Origin of the sequence: Gluconacetobacter dulcium (genome assembly GCF_014174165.1) — a bacterium.
Taxonomy (GTDB): domain Bacteria; phylum Pseudomonadota; class Alphaproteobacteria; order Acetobacterales; family Acetobacteraceae; genus Gluconacetobacter; species Gluconacetobacter dulcium.
In genome coordinates, this window is record NZ_JABEQN010000034.1 from 1 (window position 1) to 18,214 (window position 18,214).

Consider the following 18,214-nt stretch of genomic DNA (forward strand, 5'->3'; position numbering starts at 1 on the left):
GCGTGCCCAAAATTCGGTTTCCTGTTACGAAAACAGATCAGAACCGCTCGCAACCAGCTGACGGCGCTCCGTCAGACCGCCCCACATCAGCGTGTGAGAAATGCGGGCTAAAGAAATCCACTATGCGAAAGGCAAGCGGTGTCTTGTACTTCCGCTATGTAGGCGAAAGCAGACGGTCTTTTGACGGGAGCGAAATGCGAACATGCGACAGCCACATATTTCTCCATGCAACAATTTGGTTGACTCTATGAAATAATATCTATTTATCGATAAAACGATAATTGTGTGGTGGTGCAGAGATAGAGGTAATGGACGATTTGCAGGCCAATGTGTTTCGTGTGGCGGAATTGCTGAAAACATTGTCGCATTCCGATCGCCTCCTTATCGCCTGTGCATTGGCTAAAGGTGAGATGTCGGTTGGGCAGATACAAAGCGAGCTGAGTATACATCAACCCAATCTGTCCAGGCATCTGACAGTCCTGAAGGCGGCGAGAATAGTGACGTTCCGAAAGGAAGGTCTTTCTGTTTTCTACCGTCTTTCAGATGAGAAGGCAGGGCAGGTTATCGCCGCTCTTCATCATATCTATTGCGAGCGGAAGGAATAAAGATGTCCCCGATATACTGGAACAGTCTTGCGGGAGGAAGCCTGATCGGTCTGGCTTGCTCGGCCTATCTGCTGCTGAACGGCCGCATTGCCGGCATCAGCGGATTGCTTGCTCAAACACTTTCGGGGAGAAATATCTGGCCGGGAGCCGCTTTGCTGTTGGGGTTGGTCAGTGGTCCGCTGCTCTGGCGCCTTATGACCGGTGTATGGCCTGAAATGACAATCCGAGCGCCTTGGAGTGTTGTCCTCATATCCGGCTTTCTGGTCGGTTTCGGCACGCGTTTGGGAAATGGCTGTACCAGTGGTCACGGCGTGATTGGACTGGCTCGTTTATCACCACGCTCAATAGTGGCTGTAATCTGCTTCCTCGGAACGGGAATGGCAACTGCTACAATCGTTCATCTTTTGACGGGGACTTAACATGTTCGCGGTTATGAGAACTATTGCAGCATTTCTATGTGGGATCGTATTCAGTCTCGGGTTGATTCTGGGCGGGATGCTTAATCCTTCCAACGTTCTGTCTTTTCTGAATGTTGCCGGGCATTGGAATCCTGCTTTGGTATTCGTTCTGGGGAGCGCCGTCTTTGTGACATTCTGCGGGTTCTGGCTGAAAAAGAATCTGTCGCAGCCACTTCTTGGTGCTACCTTTCAAATCCCGGCATCGAGACAAATCGATAAATCGTTGATCGTAGGAAGCTGTTTGTTTGGATTGGGTTGGGGATTGACCGGTCTGTGTCCCGGACCCGCCATTGCGTCCTTTTTTATTTTTCAGCCAAAGAGTTTATTGTTTCTGCTGGGTCTTATCGTGGGGACAATCGTTTTTTCTTATCGAAATGGTGTGTGGCGATATTTGCTCCGCTCCTGTTGAACGATGAGCAGTTGAGCCGCGCTCCGGTTTTCCGGCCGCATGTCGGGCCGATGGTGGATGTAGGCGGTTCTTTTTTGTGACTGTAATATTTGACAGGTACGTTTGGCTCGGTGGGTTGAAATTTATCTCTAAATGGAATGTCTCTAGCGACGATGTGCGGCCCATGGTATAGGGCAATTGCCTTTTGCTGGCGTGACAACCGGCTATGGGTGCGCATTGTTGCGGAAACGCTGGGAGAGCCCTTATGTCGGGCGGCTCCCGAAATACAAAACCTCTCGTAGGGAATACGGGAGGCGCGTGTCCCAGCGTGCGCGTTGTCAACCACCCGGCACCAGAGGCCGGGGCTGATGTCGCTGGGGTGTGAATCAGATGTTTATAAGAAAATTATTGGATAAAATCGGTCTTCGTTCTGGGACGGGGGATCGTACCGCCCGTTTTTAGTCGGTGATATGGTTCGCGTCTATACTGGCTGGCCTCGAAACTATGCACTCGATTTTGTGGGCAGGATCGAAGAGATCAGAACCGATATTGGTCCTGAGGATGAAAAACTCCCTTATCAGGAGCAGCATCGTTATGGGATCAGGCTTCCTCATGCTGGCATCTATTATTTCAGCGAGGCGGAACTGTTGAAACTTTCAAAGAGAGCGTCAAAGAAGGCCAGAATCGAGAGGCGAATTTCATCACTGTAAAATGCGGAAGGAGAAGGGATTGTTGTCCCTTCTCCTTCTCGTCAGATTCTTTTTTGGTTTCCGGCGGAACAATCCGCCAGAAACCAACGAATAAAAGTCTTTTTGCTTCTTTTTCTTCAGAAAAAGAAGGTTCTTTCTTCAGTTCACCTTGGGCGCGCGGCCGTTGGCGGCGGCGACTTTGGTGCCCCATTTGACCAGGGTTTCGGTGCAGTCCGAACGGTCCAGGTCGCATTCGATCAGGGTGGGGCCGCGCGTGTTGGCTTTGGCCTGTTCGATGGCGCCCGCCAGTTCGCCGGCGGTGGTGGCGCGGAGGCCGAGTCCGTGACCGTCTTCGGCGTTGAAGGCGGCGATCAGGCCGGCGTAGTCCCAGTTCTTGATGTAGTTGTACGGGCCGTCATGGATCTTGATTTCGATGACGTAGCCGTGATTGTTCACGAGGAAGATGATGATCGGCAGTTCGTAGCGCACCATCTGGGCGACTTCCTGCGCGGTGAGCTGGAACGAGCCGTCGCCGACCATCAGGACGTGGCGGCGGTCGGGGGCGCCGAGGGCACCGCCCAGCGCGGCGGGGACGGACCAGCCGATGCTGCCCCACTGCATTTCGCTTTCGACCTTCGCGCCGCCGGGCAGGTCCATGCGGACGGCGTTGAACCAGCTATCGCCGGTTTCGGCCGTGAGTGTGGTGTTGCCGTCGATCAGGGTGTTGATCTGGCGCGTCATCTCGTCGTTGGTCAGGCGGGCGTCGCGGGGGGCCGGGGCGATGGTGGGCAGGGGCTGGCGCGGGGTTTCGGCGGAGCCGGCGCGGCGCGGGGCGCGGGCGGACAGGGCTTCGAGATACTGGCGGATGGAGAAGCCTTCGAAGACGCGTCCGTTGACGGTGATGCCGTGCAGGTCGGCCAGCAGGGTGTTCTCGGGCTTGAGCGTGGCGCGCCAGCCGACGGTGGCGTAGTCGTTGAAGATCGGGCCGAGGCAGAGGATGCCGTCGGCGCTCTCGACGAGTTCCTGCGCGCCGGGGGAACTGACTTCGCCCCAATAGACGCCGCGATAGGCGGGGTGGTCTTCGGGGAAGAAGCCCTTGGCGGCGGCCATGACGGTGACGGCGCAGCCCATGCGGTCGGCGAGGGCGGGCAGCAGGTCGATGACGCCGGAGGCGCGCATGCGGCTGCCGACCAGCAGCACCACCTTGTCGCGGGCGTAGAGGAAGCGGCCGGTTTCTTCCAGCGCGGCGTCCAGGCTGGCGGGGTCGGCTGCGGGTTCGGACAGCAGGCTGCTGACGGGGCCGGGGGCGGCGCAGGCGGCGTTGGCGAGGTTGCAGGGGATTTCGATATAGGCGGGTTTGCGCTCACGCAGGGCGGTGCGGATGGCGTTGTCGATCTGCTGCGGGGCGTGTTCGGCGGAGAAGATGACCTCGGCGGCGCAGGTGATGTGGCGCATCATCTCGGCCTGGTAGCCGTAATTGGTGTTGCCCAACGTGTGGTGCAGCAGGTGGCCCGTGCCGTGATCGTTGGTGTTGGGGGCGCCGGAGACGATGATGACCGGGACGTTTTCGGCGTAGGCGCTGCCGATGGCGTTCATGGCCGAGAGGGCGCCGACGCTGAAGGTGACGACCATGGCGGCGGCGCCGTTGGCGCGGCCGTAGCCCTCGGCGCTGTAGCCGCAGTTCAGTTCGTTGCAGCTATAGATCTGTTTGGTGGAGCCTTCGGCGAGCAGTTCGTCGAGCAGGATGAGGTTGAAATCGCCGGCGACGGCGAAATGGTGTTTCAGGCCGATCTGGCCGAGGCGGGCGGAAAGATACTGGCCGACTGTGGTGGTCATGGTGAGGACTCCCCCGGAGGTGTCCGGGGCGACCCGTTCGTCCCGGCTGCGTGGGGGCAGACTGGGAGGCGAATATTCTTCTGTCCAATATATGCGAACACCGTTATCCATATGTCTGAGATATGAATATCGAATTCCGCCATCTGCGCTACATCGCCGCGATCGCCGAGCATGGCAGCTTCACGCATGCTGCACGGGCGCTGCACATGGAACAGCCGCCGCTGAGCCAGCAGATCCGTGCGCTGGAGCAGATGCTGGGGCTGAAGCTGTTCGTGCGTTCGCGGCAGGGGGCGGTGCCGACCGAGGCGGGGGCCGAACTGGTGAAGCGGGCCGGCATCCTGTTGCAGATGCGCCAGGAGTTCGTGGAGGTGGCGACGGGGCTGGGGCGTGGCGAGCGCGGTAGCCTGCGCGTGGGCTTGGCCGGCGCGGTGTCGCTGCTGCCGCTGATTCCGGCGGCGATCCGGCAATTGCGGCTGGCGCTGCCGCATGCGGTGATCACGATGGAAGAGAGCAACACGCCGGCGCTGTGTGCGGCGCTGACGGAGCGGACGATCGACGTGGCGATTATCCGGCCGCCGGCGCCGGGTGGGGTGTTTATGATCGAGACGCTGTTCGAGGAGCCGACGCTGCTGGCGGTGCCGGTCGGGCACAAGGCGGCGGGGCAGGCGCGGGTGGCGTTGCAGGATGTGGCGGGGGACCCGCTGATCCTGTTTCCGCGTGCGCTGGGGCCGGGTTTTTTCGATGCGATCCTGGCGGCGTGCCAGAATGCGGGATTCACGCCGCAATTGGGGCAGGAGGCGCCGCAGATTACGGCGGCGGTGCCGCTGGTGGCGGCGGGGCTGGGGGTGTCGATCGTGCCGGCGAGCCTGGACCAGATTCATGCCGGTGGGGCGGTGTTCCGGCCGATCGCGGGGACGGCGCCGCGCGCGACGCTGGCCGTGGCGACGCGGCCGGAGCCGCCGACGCCGCTGCTGCGCCGGTTTGTGGAGACGGTGCGCGAACAGGTGCGGGCGACGGCGTTGGTGTGAGTACCTGTCCGGGCGGGGGCGTCGGCGGCGATCCGACGCGGGTTTCCTGTGCTTCGGTGCTCATGGCCATCGAGGCCACGTCGCTTTGATGCCCGGAGACACATGTCGGGCGCGGTCCTTTGGGCGGCTCTCGCTTGCCAGTGCGCATTGCAAGGCAGGTTCCGGGAGAGAGCGACGCAAGGGCGGCTGGTCAGGGGGCCGCGTTGGCCATGCGGTCGTCGTACTGGCGCTGTGCGTGCTGGATCTGCTCCATATGGCTCTCGGCCCAGTGGATGAGGCTGGTGGCGGCCTGTGTCAGGGTTTCGCCCAGCGGGGTGAGGCTGTAGGTGACGGCGACGGGGACGGTGGCGTGAACCGTGCGCAGCACCAGCCCGTCGCGTTCCAGGTTTTTGAGAACCTGCGAGAGGACTTTCTGCGAGATGCCGCTGATGTCGCGCCGGATGACGTTGAAGCGCGCGGCCTCGTACCGCAGGCGGCCCAGCACCAGAAGCGCCCATTTGTCGCCGATGCGGTCCAGCACCGTGCGGGCGGGGCAGGCGCTGGCATAGACGTTGAAGGCGGGGACGGTGGTCTCCGGCTCCGGTGTCGTCTGCGCGTCCGTGGGCCGGTCGGTGCCGGTGGTCGGGCAGGGCGGCGGTTTCCTGGGCGTAACCATGTTTCGAAAAAGTGCCTTCTTGCTGGCGGTGGCGTCGGTGCGTATCAGGAATCGAAACCTAGTTTCAATATGAAACCGGGTCGGGCAGATCGCAATCCGCGTCAGCGCGAGGGAACGAGACATGAGCAAGACCGTCGTTATCTATCATTCCGGCTATGGCCACACGAAAACTGTTGCCGAGCATGTGGCGCGTGGTGCCGAGGCGCAGATCATCGCGATCGATGCGCAGGGCGAGATTGCCGAGGCGGACTGGGATGCGCTGAATGCGGCGGATGCCATCATTTTCGGCACGCCGACCTACATGGGCAACGTGAGCTGGCAGTTCAAGAAATTCGCCGATGCGACCTCGAAAGTGTGGTTTACGCGCGGGTGGCAGGACAAGGTGTTCGGCGGCTTTACCAACTCGGCCAGCCCGAACGGCGACAAGCAGGTGGCGCTGATCACGTTGCAGACGCTGGCCTCGCAGCATGGCGGGATCTGGGTGAGCCTGGGCGTTTCGCCCTCCAACACCAAGGCCGCGACAGCGGACGATCCGAACAATCTGGGTGGTTCGGTCGGTCTGCTGGCGCGTTCGCCGGCCGATGCGGGGGCGGATGAGGTGCACAAGGGTGATCTGGAGACGGCCGCGCTTTATGGCAAGCGGGTGGCCGGGATTGCGGCGCGGTTGAGGCGTTAGACGCTTTCGCGGGGCTCTGCCCCGCACCCCGCCAAAGGCGGTGCCTTTGGAAACCGCTTTTGGGGTCAGGGGGGGGTGAGCCTGTTGCGTTCGAAGGGGGTGATGACGTCGGCCAGGGTGTGGCGGTCCAGGACCGTGGTCATGGCCTGTAGCGCCTCGCCCAGGACGCCGCGCAGGCGGCAGGCGGGCATGAGCAGGCACTGGGCGCGTGGATCGGTGTCCGCATTGCCGCCCATGCAGGCCAGCAGGGCCATGTCGTCTTCCATGTAGCGCACGACGGCGCCGATATTGATATCGGCGGCCGGGCGGGCAAGCCGGATGCCGCCATTGCGGCCGCGAATGGTGTCGATGAAGCCGGCCATGCCCAGACGGTGGATGACCTTGACCATGTGGGCTTCGGAAATGCCGTAGGCGTCCGCGATCTCGCGGATCGAGGACAGGCGCTCGGTCCGGCTGCCGAGATAGATCAATGCGCGCAGTGCATAGTCGGTTTGCAACGTCAGTTTCATGATCGGAAAGATGCGCGTTCTTGACAGGTTTTCCAATCTGTCCGAAAAGGTATATAGAAAATAAACCTTAAAGGATGGACCCATGTCCGCTCCTCTCGACGACGCGACCCGTGCGATCATCGGTGCCACCGTCCCCGCGCTGAAGGCGCACGGGGTGGATATCACCACGGAAATGTACAAGCGCCTGCTGGCGCATCCGCAGATCCGCGATCTGTTCAACATGTCGCACCAGCGTGACGGCGCGCAGCCCAAGGCGCTGGCGCTGGCGGTGCTGGCCTATGCCGAGCATATCGACCGGCTGGGTGCGCTGGGCGGCATGGTCGAGCGGATCGCGGAGAAGCATGTCGGGCTGAACATCCTGCCCGAGCATTACCCGTATGTGGCCGAGGCCCTGCTGGGGGCCATCGCGCAGGTGCTGGGGGATGCCGCGACGCCGGAGATCCTGGATGCGTGGGGCAAGGCTTACTGGTTTCTGGCCGATATCCTGATCGGCCGGGAAAAGCAGATCTATGACGCGCATGAGGCGGAGCCGGGCGGCTGGGTGGGCTGGCGGGCGTTCCGCGTGCGGGCGCGCAGGCAGGAGACGCCGGCGATCGTGTCGTTCGAGCTGGTGCCGGTCGATGGCGGGCCGATCGCGCGGCATAAGGCCGGGCAGTATCTGAGCTTCAGGCTGGATGTGCCGGGGCATGAGACGCAGCGCCGCAATTACAGCATTTCCTCGGCGCCGGGGGCGGATCATTACCGGATCAGCGTCCGTCGGGCCGAGGGGGGCGTCGTGTCGCCGTGGTTGCACGATAGCGTGCGGGAAGGGGCCGAGCTTCAGGTTGCCAATCCGGCCGGTGATTTCGTGCTGGACGAGGCGGCGGATGGTGCGGTTGTGCTGCTGACGGCTGGCGTGGGCCTGACGCCCGCGGTCTCGATGCTGGCGGAACTGGCGGCGAAGGCCGGACGTTCGGTGCGGTATGTGCATGGGTCGGACACGCCGGAGACGGCGGCCTTCGTGCCGGATGTGTGTGATCTGGCCGCGCGTGGCGTGCTGACGGCGGATTTCTTCTTCGCCCATGCGGATGGGACGGTTCAGGATGGCGGGCCGGGGGTGACGCGGCATGCCGGGCGCATCGGCACGGGCTGGCTGCGCGAGACGCTGGACCGGGAGGCGACCTATTATATCTGTGGGCCGGACGCGTTCATGCGGGACATGGTGGGGACGTTGCGGGCGGTGGAACTGCCGGCGGCGCAGATCCGCTATGAGTTCTTCGGGTCTGCTGTCGATCCGGAACTCGTCGTCTGATCGATGGTCGTGCGGCTGTCCGGGGGGAGCCCTTCGGACGGTCGGCGCGAATGGAGGGGGCTATGGTGCGAGACGATCATCGGTCCGAAATCGGGCTGAAGCGCGTGTATGACGCGCCTGAACCCGGAGACGGGGTGCGCGTGCTGGTGGATCGGCTATGGCCGCGCGGGGTGCGCAAGGACGCGCTGAAGATGGATCTGTGGCTGAAGGACGTGGCGCCCAGCCCGGATCTGCGGCACTGGTTCGGGCATGATCCGGCGCGCTGGGAGGAATTCCAGGCCCGGTATCGCCGGGAACTTCAGGCTGGAAATCCGGAGATCGCGCAACTGGAGGCGCTCGCGGGCAGGGAAAAGGTCACGCTGCTGTATGCGGCACATGATCTGGCGCATAACCATGCGCTGGTGTTGAGGGATTTTCTGCGCGGGGCGTGACCGCCCGCGCTGACGGCTTTTAGAGCATATCCTGCTTGAATGCGTGCATTCAAACAGGTGAAGATGCTCGTAAAAACAATAGACTGGAGCATCTTCACCGAACCGGCTTTTGCTGGTGGCCGGCTCACATCTGATGGTGGCGTGATGCTGCTGGCGGCCGCCGAACGGGTGTCCGTTCAAGATGTACGATTTCACGTTGCGCCATCGGCACATGCACCTCCGATGGTCTCGCGCGGGACATCCGCACATATGATACGGCCTGCTCGAGAGCTACCGACTGGTAAACCGGTCTACCTATTCCAGCAGGGCATAATCGTTAGTCCCGGACGCTCCCTAGGACCACTCCAAGCAATCGATCAGGTTCCTCTCCGTCACCTAATCCTTGGCAGAGAGGAAACCAGACCAATGACCCAATTCACCGCTTATACGACCGACACCGCTCCCGAAGCGGCCCGCCCCATTTTCGAAGGTGTCAAGGGCGCTTTCGGCTTCGTACCCAACCTGCAATCCTACATGGCCGAGTCACCGGAATTGCTGGCAGGCTACACGGCACTCTGGGATCTGTTTTCCAAGACGACACTGACCGCTCATGAGCAGCAGGTCGTTTACCTCACCGCAAACTACGAGAATGAGTGCCGGTACTGCATGGCCGGTCACACGACACTGGCCAAAATGCAGAAGATGGACGCGGCCGTGATTGAGGCTTTGCGTGCCGGTAAGCCCTTGCCGGATGCGAAGCTGGAAGCACTCCATCACTTCACGACGTTGGTCGTCCGCAATCGCGGCCAGGTCGCCGATGCCGATGTCGACGCTTTTATCAATGCCGGTTTCACCCGCCGCAACGTGCTTGAGGTTGTGCTGGGCGTCGCCACCAAGGTGATGAGCAATTACACCAACCACATTGTCCACACCCCCCTCGACGATTTCATGAAGGGGAATGAATGGACGAAACCGACCGGCAACGCGTCGTGACGTTCGGGCGCCCGGCATGACGCCGAGTGCCCTTTCTTCCGGAGCCGGGCACACTATCGAGATTTTCAGGACCGCATGAACGCGACCAGCCGGATCATATCTCCGGGAACGAGACGCCTGATGGCCCGCGTGGAATAGACGGCATTCACGATTGAGCCATCCGGTGCAAGGATGAAGCCGGTCGTTTCCAGAAAATGACCCGGCTGTGATGGTGCATGTCACAGGCCCCAGTGCGTTCGACGATTGTCTCAACGTCAGCGGAGTGGCCCGGTGGGAATGGCCAGTGTTGTCGTCGGGTAGAGCGGTCATTCTGAAAATTGCCAGCCAGACCGCTCACACCACCGAATTCATCAGATCCTCGACGAAGCCTGCGAACTGACGTGCTTTCGCGGTCATCATACGACCGGCTGGAAAAACGGCCCAGAGATCGATGGGGGGCAACGACCACCCTTCCAGCACCCGAACGACGGCGCCGCGTTCCAGTTCCGGCGCGAACATCCAGTCCGACGTGATGGTCAGGCCCATGTCCGCCAGTATCGCGGCACGCAACCCTTCGGCGGCGCTGACGCGCAGCCGTCCCGAGACGGAAACCGACACCGCCGCCCCGTTCCGCGTGAACGACCAGACGCTCGGCAGTTGACTGTAGATGACGGTGTCATGGTTCGCGAGATCTGCAGGGTGCCGCGGTAATCCCGCACGCGCCAGATATGCAGGCGTTGCGATGACCGAGCGCCGGCCGGTCGCGAGTTTTCTCGCAACGGCTGTGGAATCGGAAAGCGCGCCCATGCGCAGGGAAATATCGACACCCTCCGCCACGAGATCGATCATCCGGTCGTCGAGGAGGAAATCGACATCGAGTTGCGGATGCGCCGCCAGAAACGCGGGTAATTTCGGAATCACATGCAGGCGCGAAAACGTCGTCGCCGCCGACACCCGCAATCGCCCGGACAGCCCGATGCCCGCCCCCTTGGCGGCGCGTTCCGCCTCGTCCGCCTCCTGGATGGCATTGCGCGCGCGTTCATAGAAGTTCTGCCCGGCCTCGGTCGGCGTCAGGCCGTGCGTCGTGCGGATCAGCAAGCTGACCTGAAGCCGGGCCTCGAGTTGCGCCACGGTCTTGGAAACCGCCGGCTGCCCCACGCCAAGCTGACGCGCCGCGGCTGAGAACGAGCCCGTCTCCACCACGCGCACGAACGTGGTCATTGCCTGATATCGGTCCATGCCATTCCTCCGAGGAATGACCTTTATCGCCCCGAGACGGCTGCCATGTCGAGCGGCATGGAAGATATCGTCTCCCTCACCCGGACAGGCCGGGCCAGAGAGAAAGAAGACCCGATGTTCGGACCCTTCATTGTCGCGGCGTCCGAACCGGCCATCGCGCACGACATGCTCGCCTTCCAGCTCACCGGCAGCCCGCTTCATGCCCTGCTGGCGTTGGTCGGCCATGCTCTCTCCAGCCCGCAGGCCCGCCATGAAGGAGACAACGACGATGCTTGATGTTTATGCTTTCGCGACGCCCAACAGCGTCAAGGTGCCGATCGCGCTGGAGGAACTGGGACTTCCCTATACGCTGCATGGCGTCAATGTCCGCAAGGGCGAACAGAAGACGCCAGAGTTTCTCAGGCTGAATCCCAACGGCAAGGTGCCGGTCCTCGTCGACACGCCCGAGAGCGGCGATCCGTTCGTTCTCACGGAATCAGCGGCGATCCTCGTTTATCTCGCCGAGAAGACCGGGCGGCTCCTGCCGGCCAGCGGGGAAGAGCGCGCCCGCGTTTTCGAGCAGCTTTTCTTTCACGCCTCCGGTCTGAGCCCGGCTTTCGGCCAGTCCGGCTTCTTCCAGCGCTTCGCCGCCGAGCCTCAGCCCCTCGCCATCGCGCGTTTTGCCGCCGAAGCGACACGCACGCTGGGCGTGCTCGACGGCGTGCTGGCGCAGCGCCCCTTCGTCGGCGGGGAAGACTTCACCATCGCGGACATCGCCCATTTCGGCTGGCTGTGGCGCCGTGGTTTTCCCAACATCACATTCAGTGACGCACCGCATGTCGCCCGCTGGTACGAAACAATCGAAGCGCGCCCGGCCGTGCAGCGCGGGATCGCCCGCGTCGAAGCGCTCGTTCCGCAAGACTGACAGCATCCCAACCCAGGAAAACATCATGTCCATGCTTTTCACGCCTTTCAGAGCGGGTGCGCTGTCGCTCGGCCATCGGGTCGTCATGGCGCCCCTGACCCGCATGCGTTCGGAACCCGGTGACAGGGCCGGTGCGCTCATGCGCGACTATTACACCCAGCGCACCTCCCGGGGCGGCCTCATCGTTTCCGAAGCCACGCCCGTCGCGCGGGAAGGATACGGTTATGCTGGCGCGCCCGGCATCTATGACGACGTGCAGATCGATGGCTGGCGCGCGGTGACCGATGCCGTGCATGCGGGGGGCGGCAAGATCGTCATGCAGCTCTGGCACGTTGGGCGGCAGTCCCATCGCGATCTGCAGCCCGAGGGCGGCGCGCCCGTGGCACCGTCCGCGATCCAGGCGGAAGGCGATGCCTATACCCCGAACGGGCCGGCACCGTTCTCGATGCCTCGCGCGCTCGCACTTCATGAAATTCCTGGCGTGATCGAACAGTTCCGGCAGGGCGCGGCGCGCGCGAAAATGGCCGGTTTCGATGGCGTGGAAATCCACGGCGCGAATGGCTACCTGCCCGACCAGTTCCTGCAGGACGGCACCAACCATCGCACCGATGAATATGGCGGCCCGATCGAAAACCGCGCGCGCTTCCTGCTGGAAGTAACACAGGCGGCTATCGATGTGTGGGGCGCGGACCGCGTCGGCGTGCGGCTGAGCCCAAGTGGCACGTACGGTTCGATGTCCGACAGCAATCCGCAGGAGACCTTCGGCTACGTCGCGAAGAAACTGGACGAAATGGGCATCGCCTATCTTCACGTCGTCGAGCCGCGCATCAAGGGCACGGAACTGGTCGCCGAGAGCGATGCCGTCGCGGCCCGGTATTTGCGCGGCGCCTTCAGCGGCACGCTCATTGCCGCTGGCGGTTTTGATGGCGCCAGTGCCGAGGCGATCATCCGGGCAGGCGACGCCGATGCCGTCGCTTTCGGGCGGGCGTTCATCAGCAACCCGGATCTGCCGGAACGTCTGCGACGCAATCTGCCGCTGAACGCGTATGACCGTTCGACCTTCTACGGCGGCGACGCGCATGGCTACACCGATTATCCGGCCGTCGAATCCGTCGGTTGAAATCCCGTTCCGGCCCGGAATGACCGATCGTCGTCCGAGCCGGCATCCCCCCACGCAGCGCATCGCTCTATCCCGAGCATGTCACGACGAGCCATAATGGAAACCACCATGTCACTTCAGGAAAAACTCGACGCCTTCAAAACCGACTTTGAAGCCGGCAAGCCACCCTACAACGTGCCGTATGCCGTCATCGAGGTGATGCGCCGTGCCACCGCCGAACTGATCGCCTCCGGTGCCGCCGAAAAGGCGCTCAAGGCTGGCGACAGGGCTCCGGTTTTCACGCTGGACGATCCGGAAGGCAATCCGGTGTCCTCCGCCGATCTTCTGGCGAAGGGGCCGCTGGTCGTGAGCTTCTATCGCGGCGTCTGGTGCCCTTACTGCAACATGGAGCTACAGGCGCTCGAAGCCGCCCTGCCGTCGTTCCGCGCACTGGGCGCAAACCTGATCGCCATCTCGCCGCAGACGGTGGTCAACAGCCGCAAGTCGGTGCGCCAGAACGCGCTTGATTTCCCGATCCTGTCGGACACGCATAACGATGTGGCCGCAAAATTCCGCCTGCGTTTCGCGCTGCCGGATTATCTGGTCGAACTCTACCAGAACCTGAAGAACGATCTGCCGGGCTTCAACGGTGACGACAGTTGGACCCTGCCGATGCCGGGCCGCTTCGTGATCGGCCAGGACGGCGTGATTCTCTACGCCGAGGTCAACCCGGACTATACCCGCCGCCCCGAGCCTGAAGACATGCTCCCGGCCCTGCGCAAAGCCGCGAACGTCACGGCCTGATCAGCGCGATGTCCTCGCCAGCCCGACATGGTGTTCGGGGCTGGCGCGGACGATCAGAAAACGGGAGACAGACGATGACACCGAGAGAAAAAGGCAACGCGGCAACACGCGCCCTGATGGGGCCTGAGCCGTCCGAGCGCCTTGCCGCCGCCGCCGCGTCCAGCACATTCGGGGCTGATATTGCCGGATACGCGGTCGATCACGTTTTCGGCGACATCTGGACGCGCGATGGTCTCGACCAGCCGCGCCGAAGCCTCATTACCATGACAGTCATGGTGGCGCTGCGACAGCCGCACGAATTCGGTCTGCATATGAATTTCGCGCTCGACCACGGCATGAAGCTGCGCGAGATCGAAGAAGCGCTGATCCAGATGCTCCCTTATGTCGGATTTCCAGCCATCTCGAACGTCCTGCCGATCGCCACAAAAATCATAGCCGAGCGTGGGCTGGACAAGACGGCCGATTATGCAGGCCATCGCGGCCTTCTCTGAAACAGGGCGGGGGGCCGCAGGCATCGGAACGCGGCATGACCCTGTCTGCGGTGCCTTTTTCGCTTCCTCCCGCTCCCCTTCACTCCTGGAGACCCGACAATGCAACGAACCTTTCTGATTACCGGCGCCAGCAAGGGCATTGGCCTGGCTCTGGCGCATAATCTGGCGAAGCAGGGTCATCGCGTCGTCGGTCTGGCGCGCAATCGCACGGACGGCTTTCCAGGCACTCTTGTGCAGGCGGATCTTGCCGACAGCGATGCAACGGCACGCCTGTGCGCCGAGCTTGCGGAGCAGCACGCGTTCGATGGTGTCGTCAACAATGTCGGCCTCGTCAGGGCACAATCTCTTGAAGAGGTTTCCCTGTCGGCTCTCGACGAGGTCATGCGGGTCAATCTTCACCCGGCTGTCCTGACGGCCCAGGCCCTTCTGCCGGGGATGAAGGCGCGTGGTTGGGGACGCATCGTCAACATATCCAGCCTGACAGCCCTTGGGGCCGTGCAACGGACCGCCTATGCCGCGGCGAAGGCGGCACTGATCAGCTTTTCGCGGGGGTGGGCCCTCGAACTTGCCACGACCGGGATTACGGTCAACACCGTCGCTCCTGGCCCAACAGAGACCGAATTGTTTCGCGCCAACAACATGCCCGGCAGCGATGGTGAAAAACGCTATCTATCGAGTGTCCCCATGAAGCGGTTCGGAAGACCGGAAGAAGTGGCGGCGGCGATCGCGTTTGTGCTGTCGGAAGACGCATCGTTCATGACGGGGCAGACCCTGCATATCGACGGCGGAGCCTCGATCGGAAAAGCCTGACCGAACATGTGGGCTGGCGAGCGAGAGCGGCCCGTTTCGGGCCGCGCCCGACATGTGTTTCCGAGCATCGGAGCGGAGTGGCCTTGATGGCCATGAGCACCGAAGCCCAGAAAACGCGCGGAGGAAACGCGCGGGGGACACGCCGCCAGCGCGCATGTTCGGTCAGGCTCTGAGACCTGATCTTCAGGCCTGGCGGTTTTCCAGCAGGCTGCGGCGGATGTGGCGGCCGCGTTCGATGCGGTCGACGATGAAATCCTCGTCGCCCCAGCGGATGGCGCGGGCCATGGCCTGGGCGTCTTCCATGAAGCGGGCCAGCATTTCCAGCAGGGCTTCGCGGTTGTTCAGGAAGATGTCGCGCCACATCACCGGGTCGGATGCCGCGATGCGGGTGAAGTCGCGGAAGCCGGAGGCCGCGAAATCCAGCACTTCGGAGCGGGTTTCGTCGGCCAGGTCGTCGGCGGTGCCGCAGATGGTGAAGGCCAGCAGGTGCGGCAGGTGGCTGACGATGGCGCAGACGCGGTCGTGATGGGCCGGGTCCATGATGCGCGTGCGCGCGCCCAGGCGGTGCCACATCGTCTCCACCAGCGCGGTGGCCGCCGGGTCGGTGTCTTCCAGCGGTGTCAGCAGGCACCAGCGGTCGTCGAACAGGGTGGCGAAGCCGGCGTCGGGGCCGGAATATTCGGTGCCGGCCATCGGGTGGGTGGGCACGAAGGGGATGTCGGGCCGCAGGGCGGGAGCGATGGCGTTGATGATCGACTGCTTGGTCGATCCGACCTCGCTGAGGATCGCGCCGGGTTTCATGACCGGCAGGATCTGGGCGCCGACGGTGGCGATGGCGCCCACGGGCACGCAGAGGATGACGCAGTCGGCGTCGGCGGCGGCACGGAGGGGATCGGCTTCCACGCGGTCAGCGATGCCGAGTTCCGTGACGCGCTGGCGGACGGCGGGGTCGATGTCGCAGGCCACCAGTTCGCGGGCGATCGTGCCGTCGCGCTGGGCGCGGCGCAGGATGGACGAGCCGATCAGGCCGGGGCCGATGACGGCGAGCGTGCCGAACAGGGGGGAAGCGGTCGGGGTTTCGGTCATGGCGGGAGGCGGTTCAGCGCGAGCGTTCGGAGGCGGGGTAGGGACCGTCCTCCGGGGTGGCATTCGCGCGGCTGCCGCGCAGGCGGCGCACCTCGGCGGCCTGCCACAGCAGCAGGACGGGGACGCCGATGGCCAGGTCGCGGCCCCGGCGCAGCAGCGACAGGCCCAGCGAGATCGACGGGTCGATGCCGAAGGCCGAGCCGAGTGCGATGTAGGCGGCTTCCTGCACGCCCAGGCCGGCGGGCACCAGGAACGAGGCGGACATGATGCCGCAGGCCACGCCCTCGATCACGATGGCGCCGCTGAGGCTGAGATGCGCGCCGAGGAAATAATAGCCGACCCAGATGGCGGCGGCGCTGCCGATCCAGGCGACGAGATGGACCGCCGCGGCCTCGGCGATGCGGCCGGGGTGCGACCACATCTCGTCCAGCTTCTCCTGCAATGTGTCGGCACGGCTGAGCATCGCGCTGTGCCATTGCGAGGCGATGTTGCGGCTGAGGCCGCGCGCCATGCGCTTGAGGATGGTGCCGCCGTGCTGCTGGGTCCAGATGAAGCCGCCGATGCCCACGGCCAGCAGCAGCGTGCCGATGATGACCGGCTTGGCAAACGGGCTGGATTGCTGGTGCACGACCAGGAACACCACCGCGATCAGCACGAACACGATCTGGCCGAGCACCTCGGTCGTCAGGTCCACGATATTGGCGCTGGCGGCCTCGGGCCAGTCGATCGACCGGCCGCCGGTGCGGGGCGTGGCCTCGGCGCCGGTGGCGCGGATGCCGATCAGGATGCCGCCGAGCTGCGAGAAGGGCAGGCAGGTCGCCGCCGCGTCGCGGACCATGCGGGCCATGGTCAGGTGGGCCAGCCCGATCTCGCGGCAGGCCGCGTGCCAGGCGACGCCCAGGATTGCATCCACTGCAAGCTGGGCGAGGATGGTGGCGCCGAATCCGACGATGCCGATGGACAGGACCGCCTTCAGCACGGACCCCGCGCCAAGCCATGCGGTGCATCCGGTAATCAGGGCCAGTCCCAGGAAGGCCAGCAGGATCGTGAGTTTTTTCAAGGATTGACCGCACTTCGTCTGCCGCGCCATGGCCACTCCGCCAGGGAGGGGGCCGACGCATGGGTTGGGCCTGACTTACACTAGAGGAGGGTCTGGCGCCACCATGTGGTGTCGGGATAAATGGTGCCCCGCCTTCCGCCGTCCGCACGACCCCTCGGGGCCGCGCGGGCGGGACCTTCCGGAGCATTTGATCGGATCATGACTGCCCCCACGCTTGTTACCGGCGCGACCGGATTCGTCGGTTCGGCCGTTGCCCGCACGCTGTTGCAGCGGGGGCACAGCCTGCGGCTGATGGCCCGCAAGGGCGCCGACCTGAGCAATATCCGCGATTTGCCGGCCGAGATGGTCGAGGGCGATCTCTCCAACCCCGCGACGTTTGCCGATGCGGTGCGCGGCTGCCGCTATGTATTTCACGTCGCCGCCGACTACCGGCTGTGGGTGCCCGACCCGGCGCCGATGATGACGGCGAATGTGGAGGGCACGCGGCGGCTGATGCTGGCGGCGCAGGACGCGGGGGTGGAGCGGATCGTCTATTGTTCCTCGGTGGCGGCGCTGGGGCTGATCGGCGACGGCACGGTGTCGGACGAGGCCACGCCGGTGCATGAGCATGCGGTGATCGGCATCTACAAGCGGTCGAAATACCGGGCGGAGCAGGAAGTGCTGCGCCTGGTGCGCGAGCGTGGCCTGCCGGCGGTGATCGTGAACCCCTCGACGCCCGTGGGGCCGCGCGACATCAAGCCTACGCCGACCGGGCAGATGATCCTGGATTGCGCGGCGGGCAAGATGCCGGCCTATGTCGATACGGGCGTGAACCTCGTCCATGTCGATGACGTGGCGGAGGGGCATGCCCTGGCGCTGGAACGGGGACGGATCGGCGAGAAATACATCCTGGGCAGCGAGAACCTGGCGCTGCGCGACCTGTTCGCCATGACATCGCAGATCGCGGGCGTGAAGCCGCCGCGCGTCAGCCTGCCGCAGGAGGTGATCTGGCCGGTGGCGGTGGTGTCGGAATGGCTGTCGCGCGGGTTTGGCATCGCGCCGCGCGTGACGCGCGAAATGCTGGCCATGTCGCGGAAGAAGATGTTCTTCTCCTCCGACAAGGCCGAGCGGGAACTGGGCTATGCGCCGCGTCCGGCGCGTGACGCGGTGACGGATGCGGTGGCGTGGTTCCGCCAGAATGGCATGCTGAAATAAGACGGATGCC

22 protein-coding genes are annotated in these 18,214 nt (G+C 63.6%); 15 read left to right on the plus strand and 7 right to left on the minus strand.

What is annotated here, in order from left to right; translation table 11 throughout:
- The first annotated feature begins 308 nt into the window (after positions 1-308).
- Genes HLH25_RS18655 through HLH25_RS18665 form a run of 3 tightly spaced genes read left to right on the plus strand, consistent with a single transcriptional unit; the run spans position 309 to position 1,472 of the window.
- Entirely contained in the window at positions 309-605 is a 297-nt protein-coding gene (locus HLH25_RS18655; RefSeq protein ID WP_182975510.1) for an ArsR/SmtB family transcription factor, read from the plus strand.
- A gap of 2 nt (positions 606-607) precedes the next feature.
- The gene (locus HLH25_RS18660; RefSeq protein WP_114724942.1) at positions 608-1,024 is read left to right on the plus strand and encodes a YeeE/YedE family protein; all 417 of its coding nucleotides are present in this window, start codon (positions 608-610) and stop codon (positions 1,022-1,024) included.
- Between the two features lies 1 nt (position 1,025).
- A complete protein-coding gene (locus HLH25_RS18665; protein WP_220791911.1) occupies positions 1,026-1,472 on the plus strand; it encodes a DUF6691 family protein in 447 nt (148 codons plus the stop codon).
- A 609-nt stretch (positions 1,473-2,081) separates the two neighbouring features.
- Here the strand turns inward: HLH25_RS18665 and HLH25_RS18670 are convergent.
- Together HLH25_RS18670 and HLH25_RS18675 are read right to left on the minus strand one after the other, a co-directional pair.
- A complete protein-coding gene (locus HLH25_RS18670) occupies positions 2,082-2,351 on the minus strand; it encodes a hypothetical protein (RefSeq protein ID WP_182975511.1) in 270 nt (89 codons plus the stop codon).
- Positions 2,300-3,976 carry an alpha-keto acid decarboxylase family protein gene (locus HLH25_RS18675; protein WP_182975512.1) on the minus strand — a complete coding sequence of 559 codons (1,677 nt, stop codon included), beginning with the start codon at positions 3,974-3,976 and terminating at the stop codon, positions 2,300-2,302. The genes HLH25_RS18670 and HLH25_RS18675 overlap by 52 nt, the downstream gene beginning before the upstream one ends.
- Positions 3,977-4,098: 122 nt before the next feature.
- On the opposite strand from HLH25_RS18675, the gene HLH25_RS18680 reads away from it, so the two are divergent.
- On the plus strand, positions 4,099-5,004 hold the full coding sequence (locus tag HLH25_RS18680; protein WP_220791912.1) for a LysR family transcriptional regulator: 906 nt from the start codon (positions 4,099-4,101) through the stop codon (positions 5,002-5,004).
- Positions 5,005-5,194: 190 nt separating this feature from the next.
- Here HLH25_RS18680 and HLH25_RS18685 read toward each other — a convergent pair whose 3' ends face one another.
- The gene (locus HLH25_RS18685) at positions 5,195-5,659 is read right to left on the minus strand and encodes a winged helix-turn-helix transcriptional regulator (protein WP_182975544.1); all 465 of its coding nucleotides are present in this window, start codon (positions 5,657-5,659) and stop codon (positions 5,195-5,197) included.
- Between the two features lie 121 nt (positions 5,660-5,780).
- Between HLH25_RS18685 and HLH25_RS18690 the strand changes: the two genes are divergently transcribed.
- The gene (locus HLH25_RS18690) at positions 5,781-6,335 is read left to right on the plus strand and encodes a flavodoxin family protein (RefSeq protein WP_182975513.1); all 555 of its coding nucleotides are present in this window, start codon (positions 5,781-5,783) and stop codon (positions 6,333-6,335) included.
- A 65-nt stretch (positions 6,336-6,400) separates the two neighbouring features.
- Here the strand turns inward: HLH25_RS18690 and HLH25_RS18695 are convergent, their stop codons facing one another.
- On the minus strand, positions 6,401-6,844 hold the full coding sequence (locus HLH25_RS18695; protein ID WP_182975514.1) for an Rrf2 family transcriptional regulator: 444 nt from the start codon (positions 6,842-6,844) through the stop codon (positions 6,401-6,403).
- An 82-nt stretch (positions 6,845-6,926) separates the two neighbouring features.
- Between HLH25_RS18695 and hmpA the strand changes: the two genes are divergently transcribed.
- The 3 genes from hmpA (at position 6,927) to HLH25_RS18710 (ending at position 9,538) form a co-directional block, all read left to right on the plus strand.
- Positions 6,927-8,135 (plus strand): NO-inducible flavohemoprotein, encoded by a 1,209-nt coding sequence (gene hmpA, locus HLH25_RS18700; RefSeq protein WP_182975515.1) that lies wholly within the window; start codon positions 6,927-6,929, stop codon positions 8,133-8,135.
- Between the two features lie 62 nt (positions 8,136-8,197).
- Positions 8,198-8,566, plus strand: a complete 369-nt coding sequence (locus HLH25_RS18705) for a DUF488 domain-containing protein (RefSeq protein ID WP_182975516.1) — start codon at positions 8,198-8,200, stop codon at positions 8,564-8,566.
- A 405-nt stretch (positions 8,567-8,971) separates the two neighbouring features.
- Positions 8,972-9,538 (plus strand): carboxymuconolactone decarboxylase family protein, encoded by a 567-nt coding sequence (locus HLH25_RS18710; RefSeq protein ID WP_182975517.1) that lies wholly within the window; start codon positions 8,972-8,974, stop codon positions 9,536-9,538.
- 333 nt (positions 9,539-9,871) lie between these two features.
- Here the strand turns inward: HLH25_RS18710 and HLH25_RS18715 are convergent, their stop codons facing one another.
- Positions 9,872-10,756 carry a LysR family transcriptional regulator gene (locus HLH25_RS18715; protein ID WP_182975518.1) on the minus strand — a complete coding sequence of 295 codons (885 nt, stop codon included), beginning with the start codon at positions 10,754-10,756 and terminating at the stop codon, positions 9,872-9,874.
- 114 nt (positions 10,757-10,870) lie between these two features.
- Here HLH25_RS18715 and HLH25_RS18720 point away from each other — a divergent pair, with 114 nt between their 5' ends.
- The 6 genes from HLH25_RS18720 (at position 10,871) to HLH25_RS18745 (ending at position 14,864) form a co-directional block, all read left to right on the plus strand.
- Complete coding sequence (locus HLH25_RS18720; RefSeq protein WP_182975519.1) at positions 10,871-11,032, plus strand: hypothetical protein; 162 nt, start codon at positions 10,871-10,873, stop codon at positions 11,030-11,032.
- Entirely contained in the window at positions 11,025-11,660 is a 636-nt protein-coding gene (locus tag HLH25_RS18725) for a glutathione S-transferase family protein (RefSeq protein ID WP_182975520.1), read from the plus strand. Before HLH25_RS18720 ends, HLH25_RS18725 begins: the two co-directional genes overlap by 8 nt.
- A gap of 25 nt (positions 11,661-11,685) precedes the next feature.
- Complete coding sequence (locus HLH25_RS18730; protein WP_182975521.1) at positions 11,686-12,780, plus strand: alkene reductase; 1,095 nt, start codon at positions 11,686-11,688, stop codon at positions 12,778-12,780.
- 108 nt (positions 12,781-12,888) lie between these two features.
- Positions 12,889-13,563, plus strand: coding sequence for a peroxiredoxin-like family protein (locus tag HLH25_RS18735; protein WP_182975522.1), 675 nt, complete (start codon positions 12,889-12,891; stop codon positions 13,561-13,563).
- Between the two features lie 74 nt (positions 13,564-13,637).
- Positions 13,638-14,054: a carboxymuconolactone decarboxylase family protein gene (locus tag HLH25_RS18740; RefSeq protein WP_182975523.1), complete on the plus strand. Its 417-nt coding sequence runs from the start codon at positions 13,638-13,640 to the stop codon at positions 14,052-14,054.
- A 99-nt stretch (positions 14,055-14,153) separates the two neighbouring features.
- A complete protein-coding gene (locus HLH25_RS18745) occupies positions 14,154-14,864 on the plus strand; it encodes an SDR family oxidoreductase (RefSeq protein WP_182975524.1) in 711 nt (236 codons plus the stop codon).
- Positions 14,865-15,047: 183 nt separating this feature from the next.
- Here the strand turns inward: HLH25_RS18745 and HLH25_RS18750 are convergent, their stop codons facing one another.
- Together HLH25_RS18750 and HLH25_RS18755 are read right to left on the minus strand one after the other, a co-directional pair.
- Complete coding sequence (locus HLH25_RS18750) at positions 15,048-15,950, minus strand: prephenate dehydrogenase/arogenate dehydrogenase family protein (RefSeq protein ID WP_182975525.1); 903 nt, start codon at positions 15,948-15,950, stop codon at positions 15,048-15,050.
- A gap of 13 nt (positions 15,951-15,963) precedes the next feature.
- Positions 15,964-17,010, minus strand: coding sequence for a lysylphosphatidylglycerol synthase domain-containing protein (locus tag HLH25_RS18755; RefSeq protein ID WP_182975526.1), 1,047 nt, complete (start codon positions 17,008-17,010; stop codon positions 15,964-15,966).
- Positions 17,011-17,208: 198 nt separating this feature from the next.
- Between HLH25_RS18755 and hpnA the strand changes: the two genes are divergently transcribed.
- Positions 17,209-18,204: a hopanoid-associated sugar epimerase gene (gene hpnA / locus HLH25_RS18760; RefSeq protein WP_182975527.1), complete on the plus strand. Its 996-nt coding sequence runs from the start codon at positions 17,209-17,211 to the stop codon at positions 18,202-18,204.
- Positions 18,205-18,214 lie beyond the last annotated feature (10 nt).

What these genes read in the sequence shown, in the direction of transcription:
- HLH25_RS18730 (WP_182975521.1), top strand. Translation starts at nt 11,686, where the DNA reads ATGTCCATGCTTTTCACGCCTTTCAGAGCGGGTGCGCTGTCGCTCGGC.
- HLH25_RS18715 (WP_182975518.1), bottom strand. Translation starts at nt 10,756, where the DNA reads ATGGACCGATATCAGGCAATGACCACGTTCGTGCGCGTGGTGGAGACG.
- HLH25_RS18670 (WP_182975511.1), bottom strand. Translation starts at nt 2,351, where the DNA reads ATGGGGCACCAAAGTCGCCGCCGCCAACGGCCGCGCGCCCAAGGTGAA.
- HLH25_RS18705 (WP_182975516.1), top strand. Translation starts at nt 8,198, where the DNA reads ATGGTGCGAGACGATCATCGGTCCGAAATCGGGCTGAAGCGCGTGTAT.
- HLH25_RS18695 (WP_182975514.1), bottom strand. Translation starts at nt 6,844, where the DNA reads ATGAAACTGACGTTGCAAACCGACTATGCACTGCGCGCATTGATCTAT.
- HLH25_RS18665 (WP_220791911.1), top strand. Translation starts at nt 1,026, where the DNA reads ATGTTCGCGGTTATGAGAACTATTGCAGCATTTCTATGTGGGATCGTA.
- HLH25_RS18710 (WP_182975517.1), top strand. Translation starts at nt 8,972, where the DNA reads ATGACCCAATTCACCGCTTATACGACCGACACCGCTCCCGAAGCGGCC.
- HLH25_RS18750 (WP_182975525.1), bottom strand. Translation starts at nt 15,950, where the DNA reads ATGACCGAAACCCCGACCGCTTCCCCCCTGTTCGGCACGCTCGCCGTC.
- HLH25_RS18655 (WP_182975510.1), top strand. Translation starts at nt 309, where the DNA reads ATGGACGATTTGCAGGCCAATGTGTTTCGTGTGGCGGAATTGCTGAAA.
- HLH25_RS18720 (WP_182975519.1), top strand. Translation starts at nt 10,871, where the DNA reads ATGTTCGGACCCTTCATTGTCGCGGCGTCCGAACCGGCCATCGCGCAC.
- HLH25_RS18690 (WP_182975513.1), top strand. Translation starts at nt 5,781, where the DNA reads ATGAGCAAGACCGTCGTTATCTATCATTCCGGCTATGGCCACACGAAA.
- HLH25_RS18745 (WP_182975524.1), top strand. Translation starts at nt 14,154, where the DNA reads ATGCAACGAACCTTTCTGATTACCGGCGCCAGCAAGGGCATTGGCCTG.
- hpnA (WP_182975527.1), top strand. Translation starts at nt 17,209, where the DNA reads ATGACTGCCCCCACGCTTGTTACCGGCGCGACCGGATTCGTCGGTTCG.
- hmpA (WP_182975515.1), top strand. Translation starts at nt 6,927, where the DNA reads ATGTCCGCTCCTCTCGACGACGCGACCCGTGCGATCATCGGTGCCACC.
- HLH25_RS18660 (WP_114724942.1), top strand. Translation starts at nt 608, where the DNA reads ATGTCCCCGATATACTGGAACAGTCTTGCGGGAGGAAGCCTGATCGGT.
- HLH25_RS18725 (WP_182975520.1), top strand. Translation starts at nt 11,025, where the DNA reads ATGCTTGATGTTTATGCTTTCGCGACGCCCAACAGCGTCAAGGTGCCG.
- HLH25_RS18685 (WP_182975544.1), bottom strand. Translation starts at nt 5,659, where the DNA reads ATGGTTACGCCCAGGAAACCGCCGCCCTGCCCGACCACCGGCACCGAC.
- HLH25_RS18680 (WP_220791912.1), top strand. Translation starts at nt 4,099, where the DNA reads ATGAATATCGAATTCCGCCATCTGCGCTACATCGCCGCGATCGCCGAG.
- HLH25_RS18675 (WP_182975512.1), bottom strand. Translation starts at nt 3,976, where the DNA reads ATGACCACCACAGTCGGCCAGTATCTTTCCGCCCGCCTCGGCCAGATC.
- HLH25_RS18740 (WP_182975523.1), top strand. Translation starts at nt 13,638, where the DNA reads ATGACACCGAGAGAAAAAGGCAACGCGGCAACACGCGCCCTGATGGGG.
- HLH25_RS18735 (WP_182975522.1), top strand. Translation starts at nt 12,889, where the DNA reads ATGTCACTTCAGGAAAAACTCGACGCCTTCAAAACCGACTTTGAAGCC.